16 protein-coding genes are annotated in these 17,942 nt (G+C 63.2%); 5 read left to right on the top strand and 11 right to left on the bottom strand.

What is annotated here, in order from left to right; genetic code table 11:
* The first annotated feature begins 92 nt into the window (after positions 1–92).
* Complete coding sequence (locus tag LDB05_RS11785; RefSeq protein ID WP_226004185.1) at positions 93–797, top strand: DUF1405 domain-containing protein; 705 nt, start codon at positions 93–95, stop codon at positions 795–797.
* 29 nt (positions 798–826) lie between these two features.
* Here the strand turns inward: LDB05_RS11785 and LDB05_RS11790 are convergent, their stop codons facing one another.
* The 3 genes from LDB05_RS11790 to LDB05_RS11800 all read right to left on the bottom strand — a co-directional run bounded on the left by LDB05_RS11790 (position 827) and on the right by LDB05_RS11800 (position 4,844).
* Positions 827–1,177, bottom strand: a complete 351-nt coding sequence (locus LDB05_RS11790; protein ID WP_226004186.1) for a DUF7344 domain-containing protein — start codon at positions 1,175–1,177, stop codon at positions 827–829.
* A 203-nt stretch (positions 1,178–1,380) separates the two neighbouring features.
* Entirely contained in the window at positions 1,381–4,041 is a 2,661-nt protein-coding gene (locus tag LDB05_RS11795) for a valine--tRNA ligase (RefSeq protein WP_425498564.1), read from the bottom strand.
* A gap of 599 nt (positions 4,042–4,640) precedes the next feature.
* Positions 4,641–4,844, bottom strand: coding sequence for a hypothetical protein (locus LDB05_RS11800; RefSeq protein WP_226004187.1), 204 nt, complete (start codon positions 4,842–4,844; stop codon positions 4,641–4,643).
* A 352-nt stretch (positions 4,845–5,196) separates the two neighbouring features.
* Between LDB05_RS11800 and LDB05_RS11805 the strand changes: the two genes are divergently transcribed.
* Positions 5,197–5,337 (top strand): hypothetical protein, encoded by a 141-nt coding sequence (locus LDB05_RS11805; protein ID WP_226004188.1) that lies wholly within the window; start codon positions 5,197–5,199, stop codon positions 5,335–5,337.
* Between the two features lie 42 nt (positions 5,338–5,379).
* Here LDB05_RS11805 and LDB05_RS11810 read toward each other — a convergent pair whose 3' ends face one another.
* The 5 genes from LDB05_RS11810 to LDB05_RS11830 all read right to left on the bottom strand — a co-directional run bounded on the left by LDB05_RS11810 (position 5,380) and on the right by LDB05_RS11830 (position 11,180).
* Positions 5,380–6,282: an HFX_2341 family transcriptional regulator gene (locus tag LDB05_RS11810; RefSeq protein WP_226004189.1), complete on the bottom strand. Its 903-nt coding sequence runs from the start codon at positions 6,280–6,282 to the stop codon at positions 5,380–5,382.
* Between the two features lie 100 nt (positions 6,283–6,382).
* Positions 6,383–8,560, bottom strand: coding sequence for a bacterio-opsin activator domain-containing protein (locus LDB05_RS11815; RefSeq protein ID WP_226004190.1), 2,178 nt, complete (start codon positions 8,558–8,560; stop codon positions 6,383–6,385).
* A gap of 158 nt (positions 8,561–8,718) precedes the next feature.
* Positions 8,719–9,375 (bottom strand): DUF6517 family protein, encoded by a 657-nt coding sequence (locus LDB05_RS11820; protein ID WP_226004191.1) that lies wholly within the window; start codon positions 9,373–9,375, stop codon positions 8,719–8,721.
* 51 nt (positions 9,376–9,426) lie between these two features.
* Positions 9,427–10,902 carry a sodium:solute symporter family protein gene (locus tag LDB05_RS11825; RefSeq protein WP_226004192.1) on the bottom strand — a complete coding sequence of 492 codons (1,476 nt, stop codon included), beginning with the start codon at positions 10,900–10,902 and terminating at the stop codon, positions 9,427–9,429.
* Positions 10,899–11,180 carry a DUF3311 domain-containing protein gene (locus LDB05_RS11830; protein WP_226004193.1) on the bottom strand — a complete coding sequence of 94 codons (282 nt, stop codon included), beginning with the start codon at positions 11,178–11,180 and terminating at the stop codon, positions 10,899–10,901. Before LDB05_RS11830 ends, LDB05_RS11825 begins: the two co-directional genes overlap by 4 nt.
* 175 nt (positions 11,181–11,355) lie before the next feature.
* On the opposite strand from LDB05_RS11830, the gene LDB05_RS11835 reads away from it, so the two are divergent.
* Entirely contained in the window at positions 11,356–12,162 is an 807-nt protein-coding gene (locus tag LDB05_RS11835; protein ID WP_226004194.1) for an ArsR/SmtB family transcription factor, read from the top strand.
* A gap of 347 nt (positions 12,163–12,509) precedes the next feature.
* On the opposite strand, the gene LDB05_RS11840 is transcribed toward LDB05_RS11835, so the two are convergent.
* From LDB05_RS11840 to LDB05_RS11850, 3 genes are all read right to left on the bottom strand, one after another.
* The gene (locus LDB05_RS11840; protein ID WP_343232847.1) at positions 12,510–13,664 is read right to left on the bottom strand and encodes an outer membrane protein assembly factor BamB family protein; all 1,155 of its coding nucleotides are present in this window, start codon (positions 13,662–13,664) and stop codon (positions 12,510–12,512) included.
* A 338-nt stretch (positions 13,665–14,002) separates the two neighbouring features.
* A complete protein-coding gene (locus LDB05_RS11845) occupies positions 14,003–15,322 on the bottom strand; it encodes a hypothetical protein (protein ID WP_226004196.1) in 1,320 nt (439 codons plus the stop codon).
* A 357-nt stretch (positions 15,323–15,679) separates the two neighbouring features.
* Positions 15,680–15,946, bottom strand: a complete 267-nt coding sequence (locus LDB05_RS11850) for a hypothetical protein (protein WP_226004197.1) — start codon at positions 15,944–15,946, stop codon at positions 15,680–15,682.
* 219 nt (positions 15,947–16,165) lie between these two features.
* On the opposite strand from LDB05_RS11850, the gene dnaG reads away from it, so the two are divergent.
* Positions 16,166–17,656, top strand: coding sequence for a DNA primase DnaG (dnaG, locus tag LDB05_RS11855; protein ID WP_226004198.1), 1,491 nt, complete (start codon positions 16,166–16,168; stop codon positions 17,654–17,656).
* Between the two features lie 71 nt (positions 17,657–17,727).
* The gene (locus tag LDB05_RS11860) at positions 17,728–17,931 is read left to right on the top strand and encodes a hypothetical protein (RefSeq protein WP_226004199.1); all 204 of its coding nucleotides are present in this window, start codon (positions 17,728–17,730) and stop codon (positions 17,929–17,931) included.
* Positions 17,932–17,942 lie beyond the last annotated feature (11 nt).

Here is a 17,942-nt window from a genome sequence, read left to right on the forward strand (position 1 = left end):
CTGGCGCGGCGAAGACGAACGGTAGGCCGAGGAAACGTGGCTCGCATCGATAACCGCTACTGTTTTGCGGATTCCGTCCGTCGCGCCGGACAATGACCGCGTCGTCTCAAATGGCAGACCGCGAGCAGGCCGCTGACGACTCGCTCCCGTCGTACCTCGCCCCGTTACCGACGACACTCGAGGACCTGGGGTTGCGGTTCGCGTGGCTCGTCGTCGCGATCAACCTCGTTGGGACGGCCTTCGGGTTCTGGTACTACTCGGCCCAGTTCTCCCGAACTGCACCCGCGCTGTGGCCCTGGGTACCGGACAGCCCGCTCGCGACGCTGTTCGTCGCGCTGGCGATCGGGGCCTGGAAACTCGGGCGCGAACAGCCGTGGCTCACCGCCCTGGCCTTTTTCGGTAACATCGTGCTCGGCCTCTGGACGCCGTACACGCTGCTCGCGTTCGCGGATTCCTACGCGTACCTCCACCCCGCGATGTACCACTTCCTCTTCTGGAGCCACCTCGCGATGGTCGTCCAGGCCTTCGTCCTCCATCGAATCAGCGACTTCCCGGTGTGGGCCGTCGGCGTGGCCGCGGTCTGGTACTGGAGCAACCTGATCGTCGACTACTTCGTCCCCGTCGTCGGGGACCCACACCACACGATCATCCCCGTTTCGCGGGACACAGCTATGTTCCTCGAGGCCGACGCGCTCGGCGTGATCGCCGCGGGCGAAGTCAGCTTCGTCCTGCTGGCGCTGTTTCTCGCGCTCGCGACTCGAGTCAAAAAATTCGAATCCGCCCGAAACCGGCCGTAGATGCCGGCTCAAGCAGTGCCGCGTCTGTCCTACAGGTCGTCGACGTACGCGAGCTCGAGGTACGGGTCCAGCGAGCGGGCTGCGCTCCGACGTTCGACCGTCCCGGCGTCCGGGTCGTAGCGCAGGACCTCCGAGTCGATCAGCTTTCGCAGGTGATTGTGGTGGAACGCGACGGCGATCCGGTCGATTCCGTCGCGATCGACATCCTCTCGATCGGCAATCCGATCGACGAGGTCCTCGAGACTGATCGCCCCCACTCTCCGAGAGAGGTAGTACAACGCGTACCGGCGATGATCGTCGCACAAGAGCTCGAAGATCGTGTTCGAGGAAAGAAACCCGTCGGTTTCCATTGATTTTGCGTCCGAGATATCTGTCGTCATGGTGCGCTGTACTCGGCTTACACGGCGGCGACCGACGCATCGGCTCTCATCGACTTCAGCAGAGTACGGGTCACGATTGGACGAGGCCGTTATAACCGTTCAGTTACTCCCCGCGGATTTCTTCAACAGCCCGCGACAGTCAGCGATATCCGACCGAACTAACGCGACGGACCGAGTCGTACCCTCGAAAGAGGGTGTGTATCCTACTCGAGGATGACGACCGCCGACTCGGTCTCGATCATCTCGCCCTCGCCCGAGTAGGTGCGCTCGAGTTCGACGTCGAAGAGGTCGTCCTCGAGTTCCTCGCCGGCGACCCGAAGCACGCCCTCGTCTTCATCGATCTCGTACTCGCCGCTCTCGATGCCGGCGTCGATCTCGCCGACTTTCGACCCGAACTTGGGCCCGAGCGTCGAGTAATCGAGGTCGATCTCGGCGATCTCGGTCGTGATCTCCGGCGGTTCTTCGAGTATCCTGAGCTCCTGTACGTGCATCACGTTCTGGATGGCGTCCTCGAAGCCCTCGATGGGGCCGTAGACGGCCACCGACTCGAGGTCGGCGTTCAGCGGCAACTGGTTCTCGCTCTTGTAGCGTCGCAGCGCCGAGATGACCTCCATGGCGGTCTCGCCGGCCTCGAGGTCGGCCTCGTACCCCTGCGGGGCGGGCCAGTCGCGGACGTGGATGCTGGTGTTTGCGAGGTCGTCACCATCCACGTAGACCGCTTGCCAAATCTCCTCCGTCGCGTGGGGCAGGAACGGTGCCCAGAGTTCGAGGAAGGTTCGGTGAGCCGTCCGCAGCGCGTACTGCGTCGAGGGGTTGTCCTCGCGAGTCTTGGCGATCTCGAGGTAGTCGTCGCAGAACGTGTTCCAGAAGAACGTCCGCAGGCGGTCGCGTGCCTTCGCGAACTCGTACTCCTCGAGGTGTGCGGTCAGGTCCGCGACGGCATCGTCGAGTTCCGCGAGGAGCCAGCGGTCGATCGCCTCGAGATCGTCGGGCTCGTCGGGATGGGCGGGTGCAAGCGTGTCGACGAGCTTCGAGGCGTTCCAGAGCTTGCGCAGGAGTTTCTCGCCGGCAGTCAGGTCCTTCTCCTGGTAGGGGAAGTCGTCGCCGACGGCGGCGCTGGCGGCCCAGAACCGGACGGCGTCGACGGGATACTCGGACAGCACCGTATCGGGTTCGACGACGTTACCGCGAGACTTGGACATCTTCTCGCGGTTCTCGTCTAAGACGTGGCCGTTGATCATCGTCGCGTCGAAGGGCACCTCGCCCGTGTGCTCGTAGCACTTGACGATGGTGTGGAACAGCCAGAACGAGATGATGTCGTGGCCCTGCGGGCGCAGGTCGAAAGGATAGAGCTCGGGGTTGTCCATCGTGAACGCCTCCGAGTCCGCGTCCCAGTCCCAGCCGGCGTTGATCAGCGGCGTCAGCGAGGAAGTCGCCCACGTGTCGAAGACGTCCTCCTCGGCCTCGAACTCGTCGTGGCCACACTCGGGACAACTCTCCACCGGCGGTTCGTCGCTCAGGGGGTCGACCGGTAACTCCTCCCGTTCGGCCATGATCGGCTCGTCGCAGTCCCCACAGTACCAGACCGGGAACGGAATCCCCGAGTCGCGCTGGCGCGAGATGAGCCAGTCCCACTCGAGGCCCTCGATCCAGTGCTCGTAGCGGGAGAACATCTTCTCGGGGTACCAGTCCATCTCCCGGCCGGCCTCGAGGTACTCCTCCTTGTGATCCAGGATTTCGACGTACCACTGCTTGGAGACGCGGTACTCGACGGCGGTGTCGCAGCGTTCGTGGACCTGCACGGCGTGGGTGATCTCCCAGCGGTCGCGCAGGGAGCCCTCGTCGTCGAGATCCTCGACGATCGCCTCGCGGGCCTCCTCGGTGGACATGCCCTCGTAGTCGCCGGCGAGGTCGGTCATCGTCGCGGATTCGTCGATGGCCACCCGCAGCGGCAGGTCGTGGGCCTGGTACCACTCGATGTCGTTCTGGTCGCCGAAGGTACAGCACATCACGACGCCGCTGCCCTTCTCCATGTCGACGCGCTCGTCCTCGATGATCGGCACCTCGTGGCCGAAAAGCGGGATGCGAGCGGTCTCGCCGACGAGATCCCGATTGTCCTCGTCGTCGGGGTGGACGAAGACGGAGACGCAGGCCGGGATGAGTTCCGGTCGCGTCGTGGAGATGACGAACTCGTCTCGAGGGGCATCCTCGCCGACGAGTTCGAACGCGATGTCGTTGAAGTGCGAGCCGCGCTCGTCGTCTTCCATCTCGACCTGCGAGATGGCCGTCTCGCAGTCGGGACACCAGATCGCCGGCGCTTTCTTGCGGTACTCCCGCCCCTTCTCGTGAAGGTCGAGGAAGGACAGCTGCGAGATCCGCTGGACGCGGGGTTCGATCGTCTTGTAAGTATTGTTCCAGTCGATCGAGGTGCCGAGATCCTGCATCTTCTCCGTGAACTCGGCCTCGTACTCCGCACAGACCTCGCGGCAGAGTTCCTGGAACTCCCGGCGCTCGTAGTCCTGATGGCGGATGTCCAGTTCGGACTCGGTCAACCGCTCGCTCGCGATCCCGTTGTCGTCGTAGCCGAAGGGAAAGAGTACGTCCCCGTCGTGCATCCGCTGGAAGCGCGCGGCGAAGTCCTGCAGCGTGGAGCCGTAGAGGTGACCCATGTGCAGGCTGCCCGAAACCGTCGGCGGCGGCGTGTCGATCGAGTAGACGGTGTTCGGGTCCCGTTTCTCGTCGCCGTCGTAGGCGTAGACGTCCGCGTCGATCCAGCGCTGCTGCCAGCGGGATTCGACCGTTTCTGGGTCGTAGCCGCCCTCGAGGCTGGGCTCTTCTTCGTGCTCGGGCGCGTCCATGCTCATGCTGTCACCGCCCGTCGCGGGCGTGATCGGTGCGTCGTCGTCCGGAAGTGGAGTTGCGTATCGTCCATAGAGCGGTCGTTGTTCGGTGAATACTGGTCGGCGTCAATACATCCGTCGAAACGGGGTGGAGATGTGGGGCTACAGCGCCCCTACGAAAACGGTGCCAGACGGGGCGTCATAGCGGACGAACCCGGCTGCAACGGAGACTGGCATATCCGACATTTGGCTCGGCGTCCGTGATAGCACTTTCGTCGTCGTTTCGTCGTCCGAGCGATTTTCGGACTATACGCTCGAGCCCGGCCGTGAGTGACAGCCGTTTCGGAACCACGCCGCTCGGGATCGGTACCCCCTCGTACCGATTCGATACGTGCGTCCCTGCGTACCGGAGGCCTTTTGTAGCGATAGCAGCGAGTAACTGGTAGACGGCACGGTCTGGCAACACCTTTCAGCTCACGTGGTTTCCACGTGTGTTACCGTTGACGGACCTACCCCGTCTCTCTAATACTCTCGAGCGACAGCTACCGTCGTCCGGAAACCGTATAAATCACAGCATCAAGTACGGATACGCGATCTCCGGGAGAGTGGATGTACACGACCCGTTATTTTTCGATCGAGCGTTCCGCATCGAGTGTCGACGTGAGAACGCTCCCGAAGAGATAGACCGGTATCAAATACAAAATCGCGACGGCACTCACTCCGAGCAGTATTCCGAGCGGGCCGCTGTCCGAAGTGCCGTTCGTTTGCAAAAATATTGCAGCCACGAACCAGAGTGTCAGCGCCTGATAGATTTCCGTGTTTTTCATAGGGCGACGAGTCACCGTTTCGATATCAGTACGATATATCCTGCGCTTGAATTTTTCAATTATTGTGTGCACTTATTCCGAAGTTGTGTTCGCAGTTTCCCGTTTCCGTTCCCGGTTGTACTATCGGTCGAAGATTCCAGTGCGTCTTCGCTCGTATCCAGTTCACCCTCGAGATACGCTTCTCCATGCTCTGTGATCACGTAGACTCCATTTCCGAGATGGGTGAATAACCCGTGCTCCGCGAGTTTTCGAAGTCGTCGAGAGATGTGGGACTTCGAGACTCGCACGTAGCCGCTTTCCTCGAGTTTCTTCGGGGACCTGGACTCCTCTTCCCGAATGTGGTCGAAAACGCATGACCGGGCATCGAGACGAGAGTCCGAAACGGTGCCCAGAGTGTGACGCGATGCTGGTCGAACGCGATCCGTTGATGGGCTGGTGGCTCTGCGGCGACTGCGAGATCGGGGTCACCGACGATGGAACAGTGGTACCCTGACGAAGAGAGCCGCGCGACTCGAGCGGAAAACCCGTCTCCGAATCAGTTCGCAGTGTCGTCGGAGTGGGCTCGCACCCACAGTTCGCCGATCCGGGAGAGACGGGTCCGATAGGACTTGCCGTGTTCCTCGCGCTCGATGTACCCCTTGCCCCCCGGACCCAGCCGATCGACGTTGTAGATGACTTTCGACCGGAAGCTGTCGGTGTACTCCTCGTTCAGCTCCCGGGCCAGCGACTCCGCGAGCTCCGAGACGGAATCGAACTCGCCGTCCTCACCGAGTTTGTACAGGATGAGTTCCTCGAAGGGCTTGACGTTCGAGAACGACGCGACCGGCAGCTCGACGATGTGCTTGCCGTCGATCTCCTTCGCACCGATAGTCGTCCCTCGCTCGTCGAACTCGTCCAGGAGGTCGCGAGCGCTCTCGAGGCGACTCTCGATCCGGTCGTCCTCGCGTCCGGCCTCGCCCGTGCGAAGGTCCTCGAGCAGCGCGATCTGTTCGCGCAGTTCCTCGGCGAGTTCCGTCTCGAGGTACTTCTCGGGGGCGGTGTAGTAGGTGTGAATCCCCTCGCGGTCCTCCTGGCGTTCGACCATCAGCGAGTGGGCGGCGTTGGCGAAGGCGAAGCTCACGGTCCGGGGCATCGCGGCGACGTTGACCCAGACCTCGTTGCCCGAGTCGAGCTCTGCAGTGATGAGGTCGTAGGCTTGCTCGAAGGCGTCGTCGTAATCGTAGACGTCCTCGAGGACGAACCGCTCCGTCTGGGCACCTAGCAGGTTCTTGAAGTCCGTCTCGAGTTTCTTCGAGAGATGACGCGAGTACTCGACGTTGGCCTCGCTGCCGACGGCTCCCTCGAGCAGAATGACGCTGTCGACGTCGATCTGATCGCGCACCAGCGGCGCGATCAGCCGGTCGTAGTCGAAGCCGACCGGGACGATGTGGGTTTGCATGGGGGACAGTTAGGCGGGGCCGTTACAAAACCCCTCGAATCGTCGGCCGGGTCCGATGATCGGAGCGGCGAGGGCTGAGGCGAACTGGTCCAGTCGGCGCTCACTCGTCTGCCGTGTCTCGCAGGATCGATCCCGGACTGTCGACCACCGTCACGACGAGTTTCCGCTGGGCAGCGCGGAGGTGTTCGTGGAACGTCGCGGGAGAGATCTCCAGCCGGTCGGCGATCTCCTCGCCGGTGCTCACTCTGGGCCACTCGAAGAAGCCGGCGTAGTAGGCCGTCTCGAGCACCGTTCGCTGTCGATCGGTCAGCGCCTGCGAGAGGTGGTCCTGAATCCGATCGATGGACTCGGTAGCGGGAGTGATCTGTCGCCGGGCGACGTTTTCGGCGCCGGGATACACCTGCTTGATCGCCGCGGTCACGGCGCGGACGTCCGTCCGCCGCGGGAGGTGAACCGTCATCGTGTAATCGCCGTCCTCGAGGACGGCCTGTTCGACGTACCCGCCGTGGTCGGCGACGACCGAGAACATCGGCGGCGACGTGATCTCGAGTTCGAAGGCGACGGTGTCGTCGGACTCGTCGAGGACGGTCACCTCGTCCCAGTGTGGCACACGTTCGACGAGCTGCTCGAAGGCCGGCAGCGCCGCGGTCGTCGTCGTTCCGTACTCGAGAAACCGGTCCTCGTCGATTCGGACGACTCGATCGAAGCGAATTCGTTCGTCGGTCGGCGCGGCGTCGAAGAGCTCGAACGCGTTTCGAATCTCGTAGTCGAGTTCGATCAGATCGTCGCTGACGAGCGCGCGCTTGCGGTCGCGAGCGGCGATGGCGTGGCCGAGGATCTCGCCGACCTGGCCGATGACGTCGCGGGTGTCTCCCTCGAAGGCCGCCGGATTCGCACTCGTTAGCCCGAGAGCGCCGTACAGCGTTCCCTCGTGGGTGATGGGAATCGCAGCGGCGGACCGATAGTCGTGTTCGCGGGCGTCGTCCCGCCACGGCTCGAAGTCCGGATCGGCGAAGACGTCGGTCGAGACCTGCATCGACTGGGTCCGGATCGCCCGACCGAACGGACCCCGGCCCGCCGGGTCGTCCGGGTCTGTCGAGAGCGGAATCGCCTCGACGTATCCGTCGACACCCGCTTCGACGCGGTTCCGAATATTGCCGGTCTTCGCATCGACTGCGGCCACGAACGCGAACTCGTACTCCGAAAACCCGGCGAGCGTTTCGCAGGTTACCCGTTCGAGTTCCTCGCGGGTCGATCCCTCGACGACGGCGGCGGTGATCTCGTGAACGACGTCGGTGATCCCTTCGAGGGTGGTCCGTCGTTCGCGCTGGCACTCGAGTTCCCGTTTCAGTCGTCGATTCTCAGCCTCGAGGTCCCGTTCGTACGCCTTCCGGTGGGAGACGTCGGACAGGTGGACGGCAAGTCCCGTCTCGGTGGGGAACAGGCGCGCCTCGAGCCAGGACGACGTCGGTTCGTGGTACTCCTCGACGGTGATCGGGCGCTGGAGCGAGAGTGCACGTTCGTGGGCTGCATCGAACGGCGACGCGAGCGAGGGCACGGATTCAGCGTCTTCGGATTCGGTCGGTTCGACTGGATGTGACCGGTCGCGGTCGGTGCCCAGCAACTCGGCGGCGCGGTCGTTCACGAACGTATACTGGCAGTCGGTATCGAGGGTGTAGAACCCGCCTGCGTGTCGCGTCAGTAGCTCGCGTGCCGGAGGCGTCAGAGTCGTCGACTGGTCGGTCGATCGGTCCGGCGCCGCATCGGCAGTCGGGGCGCAGTCGGCGGGTTCGCAGCCAGGAGCGGGAGCCGATTCGGTCGAGGAACTGGCAGCCGTTCGAACGGTTCCAGCGATCCGATCCGGTTCCGCAGGCTCCTCGAGCCGTCGAAACTGGTGCGTACACGGGAGCGATTCGCCGCCGGACGTCGCGAGCGGGGCCTCGAGCGTAACGGCGGCCTCGGCCGGAGGCACTGCCAGCTCTCCCGTTTCGGAGTCGGTATCGGTCGATTCGGGACCGATCGACGATAGCGTTCGAACTACCTCCTCGACGCTGTCAGCGGTGTCCTCGTCGAACACCATCGAAACGTACTCGCCGAGCAAGGCGTCTCGCTCGTAGCCGGTCAGCTCGGTCACTGTGTCGTCGACGGCGACGAATCGATACTGCGAATCGAGTTCGTACGCTCCGCCGCCGGCCGTCGAGTTCGGCCCCGGCCCGCCGATCACGTCGCCCCCATCTGTGATCGGATCGGGTTCGTTCCAACGCCAGTGCTTGCCCATGGCATACCCAACAATCACCCCGGTATAAACACACCGGTAATGTGTTATTTCGAACATCTAGTGGAGAGAACGAACTGGACCGGTTGCGGTCGACTGCACGGCAGCAGCGGGTGGCCAACGGGTCGATCCGCTGTCAGTCCGGACGACGCAGTACGAAATCACTCCGGCTCCGTGGGCCCGTCCCGAGCCTCGAGTTCGAGTCCGCGGAACAGGTCGACGATCGCCTCGCGGTCGCGGGCCGGGTCGACGTCGAGTGCGGCCGCGAGCACCTCCGCGCCGTCGGGGGCCTCGAGCGGCAACACGCCACCGGCCATCACGTAGGCGTCGCCGGCGGGCCAGACGGCGACGTGGGCCTCGGCGGCGATCGCCGTGGGGTCGGTGTCGGTATCAGTCCCGCCGTCGGCCGCTACCCCCGAATCAGTCGGATACGCGACCTCGAACACGGTGAGATGACCGATAGAACCGTCCGGCCGATCGATGAATTCGCTCGCGCGTTCGTCGCCGACTACGATACCGTCCGCTTCGAGCGTCTCGACGAACCCCTCGCGAGCGTTCGGGGCCGCCATCTCGAGTGCGTCAGCCGCCGATAGCCCGATAACGGACAGCGGCGGGGCGAGTTGCAGATCGACGGTGAACAGCGACCGTGCCGGAATCTCGCCGTCGTCGCGGAGCCGCTCGAGCGCGTCGGCAGTCGGTCGATGTTCGAAGACGGTCGTCTCGGCGGTGATCGTCGCCAGAGAGAGGCTGCGCTCGTCCGTTCGGCCGCCGTGGCGATGCCAGTCGTCGGCGAGCGCGGGCGGCAGCTCGATAGCCATTGGCAGCGCGTATGCGGTCGGGGCCGTTCAGCGTGGCGGTTCGTCGACCGGTCAGTCCGCACCCAGCCGGTCGAAGTAGATCGCGCGGCGCTCGGCGGCAGCCGGCGAGGTCAGCAGTGAGACGACGACGGTGACGACGAGCCCGAGGCCCATGCCGACGAGGCCGGCGGACCAGCCGAGGTACGAGCCCGGAACGGTGGCGACGAAGAGACTCGAGATATAGAACAGCTGACTGACGAGAACCCCGGTGGTAATGCCGGCACGCGTAATCTTGCGCCAGTAGAGTGCGAGCACGACCGGTAGTGCGAGCTGTGCGAAGCCGCTGAAGGCGGCGTCGCCGAGTTCGAACAGCGTCGCCGGTCGCTGCAGGCTGGCGACGAACGCCGCGCTCGCGAAGATCACGACCCCGCCGCGTGCCAGCAGGTCTTCCCGCCGGTCGGAGAGGTCCCGCTCGACGAACGGCCGGTAGAGGTCCCGTGTGAAGTACGACGAGCCCGACAGCAGCATCGAGTCCGAAGACGACATCATCGCGGCCATCGCGCCGGCGATGACGAGCGCCGCGAACCAGGTCGGCGTGAATTCCGCGAGGACCAGTGGCAGGACGTTCGCACCCTCCGGAACCGCGACCTCGAGGCCGGCGGCCCACGCGCCGAGCATGAACGAGGGGACGAAGAGGAGCACACAGAGGATCGGCCAGAGGACGAAGGAACGCTTGAGGACGGTTTCGGATCCTGCGGCGAAAAAGCGCTGGTTGACTTGCGGGAACATCGCGACGCCGAAGCCGATCACGATCGCCGTCGAAAGCATCCACTGGGGCGTGTAGTAGCCGCTTCCGAGCGAGAGGAAACCGCCGGTGTCGGGGTTCGACGCTAGCGCCTCGGTCGCAGCGCCGGGACCGCCGACGGCCGCGAGCACCCACAGGAGCGCGACCCAGGTGGTCACGAGCATGAACGCGCCCTGAAGCGTATCGGTCCAGGCGATCCCGCGCATCCCCGCGACGACGACGTAGAGGATCATGAACGCGGTGATCAGCCCGGCCCCGGCAGCGTAGGAAACCGCGCCGTCGGTCAGCGCTTCGAGCGCGGTGCCGGCCCCGACCTGCTGGAGCATGACGTAGGGAAACAGCCACAGCAGACTGACGCCGGCGACGATCCCGCGGAGCCACCGGGAGCCGAAGCGGTCGCCGAGCATCTCGCCGAGCGTGACGTAGCCGTACTGCTGACCGAGCAGCCACTGCTTGTATCCGACGACGTACCAGAGGACGGCGAAGATGATGCCGTCCATCAGGCCCATGACGAGAATCCACTCGGGACCCTGCGCGTAGGCGATGTTCGGGCCGGCGAAGAACGTAAATGCTGACAGCAGCGTCGCGAAGGTGGTAAAGAGCAGGACGACCGTTCCGAGCGTTCGGCTCGCGAGGTAGAAGTCCTCGGCCGTGCGGTCGGTCAGCCGATAGGCGACCAGTCCGACCGCGAGCGCGATCACGAGGTAGCCGACGATGATACCCAGCTGGAGCGCGACGCTCACGGCGAATCACCCTCCGGTCGCGTCCCTCGAGTCGGCTCGGCGCCGTCCGGACTCGAGGATGCGTCACCGTTTCCGTCGCGTTCGATGCCGATTCCCCAGGCGCGCTGCGTGAAGACCCAGAACACGACCGACACGATCCCCATCCAGCCAATGTGCCACCAGAGCCAGACCGGTAGTCCGGCGACGACGGTTGCCGACCCCCACAGGAACCACGGGATCGCGAGTCCGGCGAGGACGACTCCGACCGCGGCCCACAGCCCCAGTTCGTTCCGGCGCATGTCCGATCCTTCGTCCCGAGGTGGGTAATTCTTACTATTCGAAAGTCGATATCGAAGAGATATATTCATCGATACGGCGTCGCGCTTCCGTGGAGCGGTTTCGATAGCTAAAGTCGTTCTTTCACCGAGGAAAAAGCGTATATGTGTTTGTCAGCGAATATGAATCGAACCCACTATGGCTCGTCTCTTCCCCTTTCGCTCCGAGACGGCCGTCGAAGAGGGCCAGCCGCGCGTCGTCGACCTCGAAGGCGAGGACGCCGACGCGGTGTTCGGCGCGCTCTCGTCGACGACGGCCCGACAGATCTACTCGCGGCTCGACGACGAACCCGGAACCCCCAGCGACGTCGCCGACGCGATCGACTCCTCGATCCAGAACGTCCGCTACCACCTCGAGAAGCTCGAGGACGCGGGGCTCGTCGAGGTCGTCGACACCTGGTACTCCTCCCGGGGCAACGAGATGAGCGTCTATTCGACGACCGACGGACCGCTGATTGTGACGAGCGACGAGTCCCGGGCGACGCGGTTGAAGGAGGCGCTCTCGCGGTTGATCGGGGGGATCGGCGCGCTGGCGGGCGGGAGTCTGCTGGTCCAGTATACCCTCACGCGGTGGCTCGGCTCGAACGGGTCGCTGTCGACGGACGGCGGCGCACAGCCCGACGGTGCGGGAGACGGGGACGGCAGCGGATCCAGCGACGGGTCGACGACCGAAACGACGGAGGAGGCAGACGACTACACGGTCACCGATGTCGGTGAAAACGATACGACGAGCGACGACGATGGGGGCAGCGGGGATGCACTCGCGACCGATCAGGCCGGAGACGGGGGCAACGAGGGCGTCCAGAACGCCAGCGACGGGGGCGCGGAGGCCGCGGAGGCGGTGCTCGAGACGGTCCCGCCGGGACTGCTGTTCTTCCTCGGGGGGCTGGCCGTCCTGCTCGCGGTGATCTGCTACTGGTACTGGTACCGGCCGGCGTACCGCTGATCGGGCGGACGCCTGACACTGCGGTCGGTTCGAATCGTAGCGCCAGCGGACTTCGCCCATCGAAATCGGCCGCTATCCGAGCAGCTGCAGCCCCGTACCGACGAGCGCGAGTATCCCATCGATGGTCACCGGCCGGACGACGGGATCACTCGCCACCGAAATGAACGAGTGGGTCGCATACCCTCCGTAATCGAGATCATGGAGCGGTCCCATCGGCCTGGAGAACGGGCAGTGCCAGGAGCTCCACGACACCAATACATCGCGGTCGTGGGCTTCTCAAATCTAGATTTCAGTGAAAATATTCCCAATTAACTTTCTCGCACGGAGCGGACGGACGGCGCTGGGAACTAGCTATCCTGTGCGGGTACGTCACCGAGAGCCCCGAGACCGTCGATATTGGTAGCTGTAAAGAACACGGCTCCGTCGACCAGTACCGGTGGTGATGTCACGCTGTGATGAAAGCCCGGATCGAACGCGTAGTGCCAGCGCATCTCTCCCGATTCGCGATCGAACGCGCTGATCGTCTTCTTTTCGGGTGCGAATTCAGGCTCGTCAATCGGAAACACGACCGTTTCGGTTCCAACACAGATCTCCGCTGAGTGGGGCACTCGAGCGTCGCGGCGCCATCGTTCCGTTCCGGTTTCGCTGTCGACTGCGACGGCGCCGGGCGAGCCGATAACGAACACGGTACCGTCGTCGGCGGCAACCGACTGGGGAGTTACATCTTCGGGCTCGCCGAACGAGTAGAGTTCGCGGCGCCGATCACCGGTTTCCCTGTCGTGGACGACGAGCGTACGGTCGTCGGAGACGATCACTCCGTCCTGGACCGCGACGGGCGCGGCGGACTCGGGTGCGGACGTGAGTTCGCTCTGCCAGCGCTCTGTACCGTCCTCCAGCGAGACGGCAACGAGAGACGGCGCTCCATCCACCTTCCCTACGGCGAACACGCGCCCGTCGTACACTGCAGGCGAACGGGCAAGTTGGCGTACCGTGTCGGTTTCCCACAGTTTCTCCCCGTTCGCTGCCCTGAACGCTTCAATGCCGCCGCCGGAAGCAACCAGTACGGTCCCGGTGCTTTCGTCTGCGACGAGCAGTTCCGAAGAGCCGACTCCGTTCGTCGTTTTCGTCCAGATCTGCTCGCCAGTTTGGGGATCGAGCGCAACGAGTTCCGTGTCGTAGGCCACGATAAATCGATCGTCGACGACGACAGTCCCGTGTTGTCCGCTGGCGTTGAGGGTGGTTCGCCACTGTTCAGTGCCGTCCTGTGCGTCGAGCGCGATCGCACTCCCGTCGTTGCTGGGGTCGAAATTCGTCATGTACACTGTTCCGTCGGAAACCACAGGCTGCCAGGATGTGTAGGCCTCCGACGTCCACGCCAGGTTCCCCCGTGATGGAGCGGATACGTCCGTTGCGAACGTGTTCGCTTCGTCTGCTCCGTACTGTGTCCACGCTCCTGTGGGAACGTCAGGCAGAGGCGTATCCGAGTGTGACGACGAAAACATCGATAGACAACCCGAGAGTGTACTCGCGCCAATGACCGCTGTCGACAGGAACGTCCTTCGGTTCATATCTGGAACCATAGTAATGATTTTGTAATTTTCGTCCGAGATGGTGATCGTCAGGCGATCCAAAACGTCGCTGCATCGGGTCGTCCGCCGGGACGTTCCGACCGTCGCCGATTCTATATCAACGACGACCGGTGTACTAGGCACGGACGACTGTAGTAGCGGCCTCATAGTGACTGTTGTCGGCTTCTATCAGTGATCGTTTTGACAAGTCAAAGCGATCACCGGTGCATAGTGAGAGCAGTCACTATCAGTTATGGACACTCCAGTCGTGGCTACAGTTGGTTGATCGCTCCACGAGAGAAGGACCCAATGTACCACATGCAACCGTACGCCGTGTCTTTCACATAGTCGTCCCAGTCGTTACGGTTGTTGGGTCCGTTGTCGACGATCGTCTCGTAGACCTGTTCGGAATAAGCCGACGTCCAATCTGCTAACGTCTCGCAAGTTTCTTCCATCGAACCTTCCCACTGTGGGCTCTCTGTTCCTCTGTTGAACTCTTCGACGAGATCTATAGACGTATCGTCCGCATTTTCCCAGTTGTCATCTATGAACCGCTTGTACGCGTGATGGATCGTGCCCTGGGTGTTCAGCACTTGCGGACCGATCGCACCGGTGTGTAGAGGTTGGGACATATCCTGCAGGAAGTGGAAGGCACGCCCAAGCTCGTAATAATCAGTGTAGTACTGGGACGTTGCATCTTCCCAGTGCGCCTGAGCATCCTGTGGTGCCGCCCCCGTGACTTCTACCTGAAGTAGAGAGATACCCGGCGGCAAGACTACGGAGAGGAGTCCGTCGACTTGGAACTCCTCACCACCCGGAACGTACATGTGATGGGGGCTCGCAGAATCGTCAATGTCTCGAATCGCTTTCCGGACCTCCTCCTCAACCGCATCGGGGGAGACGTTGACCAAATCGAATCTGTCGCCCAGAGACAGCCAATCGCTGGAACAGACTTGACATTTTTGATCCCACTGGTCGGGTCGTACTGATTCGTCTTTCAGGGTGTCAGTCGCACTCTCGTGGTCGGTACCCTGGACCGCAGCGGCTGCCATTTTCCTGTGGATCGTCCCGGAGTGCATCGGTTGGATCCTCGGCTCAGCCTCCTGCTGCAAGCCAACACTCACACTTTCGGCAACGCTTTCGGCGGCGTCTTTTCCGCTGTTTGATTCGTCCATCGCCATCGTGTCCAGTCCGGTTTCCGTCTCATGTAGTGGACGGACTGTGGGGTCAACGAGGTGGTACGTGAGTTCTCGCTCGTTTCGTTCGTCCCGTTCTATCTCCACCTCGTAGGTCGAACGTAGCTCGTCGACTGCTTCCTGTTTCCGCCGAGTTGCTTTCGTGCTCGCGGGCGATTTCTCCAACAACTCGTCGATTCTGTCGCGGTCGACGGACAGCAACCACCACAGGTGGCCGACAGCATCCCGGACATCGTCTCCCACCGTTCTGTACTCGAAGTCGTACGGCGGCTCTGAGGGTGTCTCCGTCGTGGCCTGTCTGGTCTCCGCGCTACCGAGCCCAGCAGCACTTGCGACGGCCGCGGTGCCGCCAATCGTCTTCAATACGCTTCGCCTGGAGGGTTTTTGCGACGGCATACACTATAGAAGATTGAACTATTAGTAGATATAATTATCGAATTTTACGTTATTTGATTATACTTCATTATATTTAAATATAAATCGTTCGGGGGCACCGAGACCAGTTCTCCGCTGTCGTCGGCTCTGTAGGCTGGCGTTCGAGAACGGGACGGGTGGGAACCAGAATCCGGTCTACTCGTAATGCAGTCAGTCCGTTCGAGGGCTTTTAGCCGACCGTCGCTCGTACGGACGGGAGTAATCTCGCGGTTTCGGAACGTGTGGCATTCGACCAAAATTCGTTCCAGGCCGAGTCGGACGCCGTCCACGTATCAAGGATGGGACTCGAGGCGAGTAATATCGTCTCGCTGTCTGCCGTCATTCCGTCCCGACGCCTGCCGTACTCGACGTCGATGACGAGGGTGGCGCGGGTTCGAGTCCGACCGCGTAGCCTACCCAGCGAACAGCTGCAACCAATATAGTGAACGTGATCTGGGAGTACGCGCCGTCGTCGACGGGACAGACGAGCGTCTCGAACTCGTCGACAACCAACCGCAGTCCCAGTCCTGCGGATCGAAATCCCTGATAGGCGAGAACACCACCGCAAACGATGGACGAGATCCGATAGGGAATCGCTTCGTTCACGAGTACGCGGTCGATGCGACGCGATAAATTCGTGCCGATTCAGACAGTATACAACAAATACATCTACGACGCAGACAGGCGCTCACGGTCCCGGATTCGGACCGCGAGCAACACCCGCGGCGGTCAACAGCTATTTGCCCCCCACGAACGAAATCGTATATAAACCGGTCTCTGTACGCGGCTCCCGCGTCACCGCCCCCTCTCGGGGACAGATCTCCCATGGAAGACACTTCGAAATACCTCATTCACGCAACCGTTACGGCTGACGGGGTCGTCGAGCGGAGCGACGTCGTCGGCGCGATCTTCGGCCAGACCGAAGGCCTGCTCGGCGACGACCTCGATCTCCGCGATCTCCGCCAGTCCGGAAAAGTCGGCCGTATCGACGTCGAAATCGCAAGCACCGGCGGCCAGTCGCACGGACAGGTCACCATCGCGACCAGCCTCGACAAAGTCGAAACCGCCACCCTCGCCGCCTCCCTCGAGACGATCACCCGGATCGGCCCCTGTCGGGCCGACCTCGAGGTGGACGAGATCGAGGACGTCCGGGCGGCGAAGCGAAAGGAAGTCGTCGACCGCGCCAAGGAACTGCTCCGAACGGGGTTCGACGACACGATCATGTCCTCCGAAGAAATCCTCGCGGAGGTCCGCCAGCACGTCCGCGTCGAGGACATCACCGAGTACGAGGGACTGCCGGCCGGCCCCCGCGTCACGGACAGCGACGCCATCATCGTCGTCGAGGGCCGGTCCGACGTCCTCACCATGCTCAAGTACGGCATCAAGAACGCGATCGCCGTCGAAGGGACGAACGTCCCCGACGCGGTCGCCGAACTGACCCGTCACCGGACGGTGACCGCCTTCCTCGACGGCGACCGCGGCGGCGACCTCATCCTCGAGGAGCTCGCCCAGGTCGGCGATATCGATTACGTCGCCTTCGCCCCCGCCGACAACTCCGTAGAGGATCTGGACCACCACGAGCTGTTCGCCGCGCTTCGCAACAAGGTCCCCTACGAGACCGTCTCGGAGCTGAACGAACCGCGCGAGGCCGTCGCCGCGACGGACGGCAGTACGACGCCGGCACCGCCACCGTCCGATCCCAGAGCCGCCTCCCCCAAGACGATCGACGAGGAACCCGAACAGTCCGACTCGGATTCGACGGGTGCGGAGGCATCGGCCGCCGACTCGAGGACGGAGCGGACGGCGACTGAATCGGGTAGTACGGCCACGGCAGCCGAGCCCGGCGGCGGACACACGGCGAAAGCGAAGACCGAACGAGCGGACGCGACCGACACACAGTCGCCGTCCCGCTCCGCCGACGAGTTCGAAGGGAACTCGGCCGAACCCGACGACACCGCGTCGAAGCGACAGTCCGACTCCGCGGGAGACGCCGATCGTGGTCCCGAAACCGTCTACGGTCACGCAAACGCCATTATCAGAGACGGTACCGACCGCGTTCGGTTCCTCGATGCCGAAACGGAACCGATCGACGAAAGCGTCGCGTCCGACGCCTACGCCGCCCTCGAGTCCCTGGAGACGGTCCCGACGACGGTCGTCCTGGACGATATTCTCGGCCAGCGGCTGCTCGATCTGGCGGCCGATCGCGGCGTCGACCGGATCATCGCCCGGTCACTCGGGCAGTTCACCAAACGGCCGACCGGCGTTCAGATCCACGCGGTCGACGATATCGCCGAGCGACCGCCGAACGGGGGCTGAACGCCGACCGATTCCCAGCGGCTGGTACCGGTCCGGGTCGTTGATATACGTTCGGTGCTGAGCGATTCGTAATGACTCCACCGCCAACGGCTGCGCTCGTGCTACTCGGTGGCTGGGCACTGCTGACCCTCTGGGCGACGACTACGGTTACCGCCACGCAGTCGCGAGCCGACGACGACCTCGAGATCGCCGTCCCCGAACCGCAACGCGATCGATCGGACGACCAATCGACCACTGATTCCTCGACGGGATCCTTCTCCGCCGCGGACGACTGAGCGGACGACAC

The sequence above is a fragment of the Natrinema salinisoli genome, assembly GCF_020405205.1.
In the GTDB taxonomy this organism is placed as follows: Archaea; Halobacteriota; Halobacteria; order Halobacteriales; family Natrialbaceae; genus Natrinema; species Natrinema salinisoli.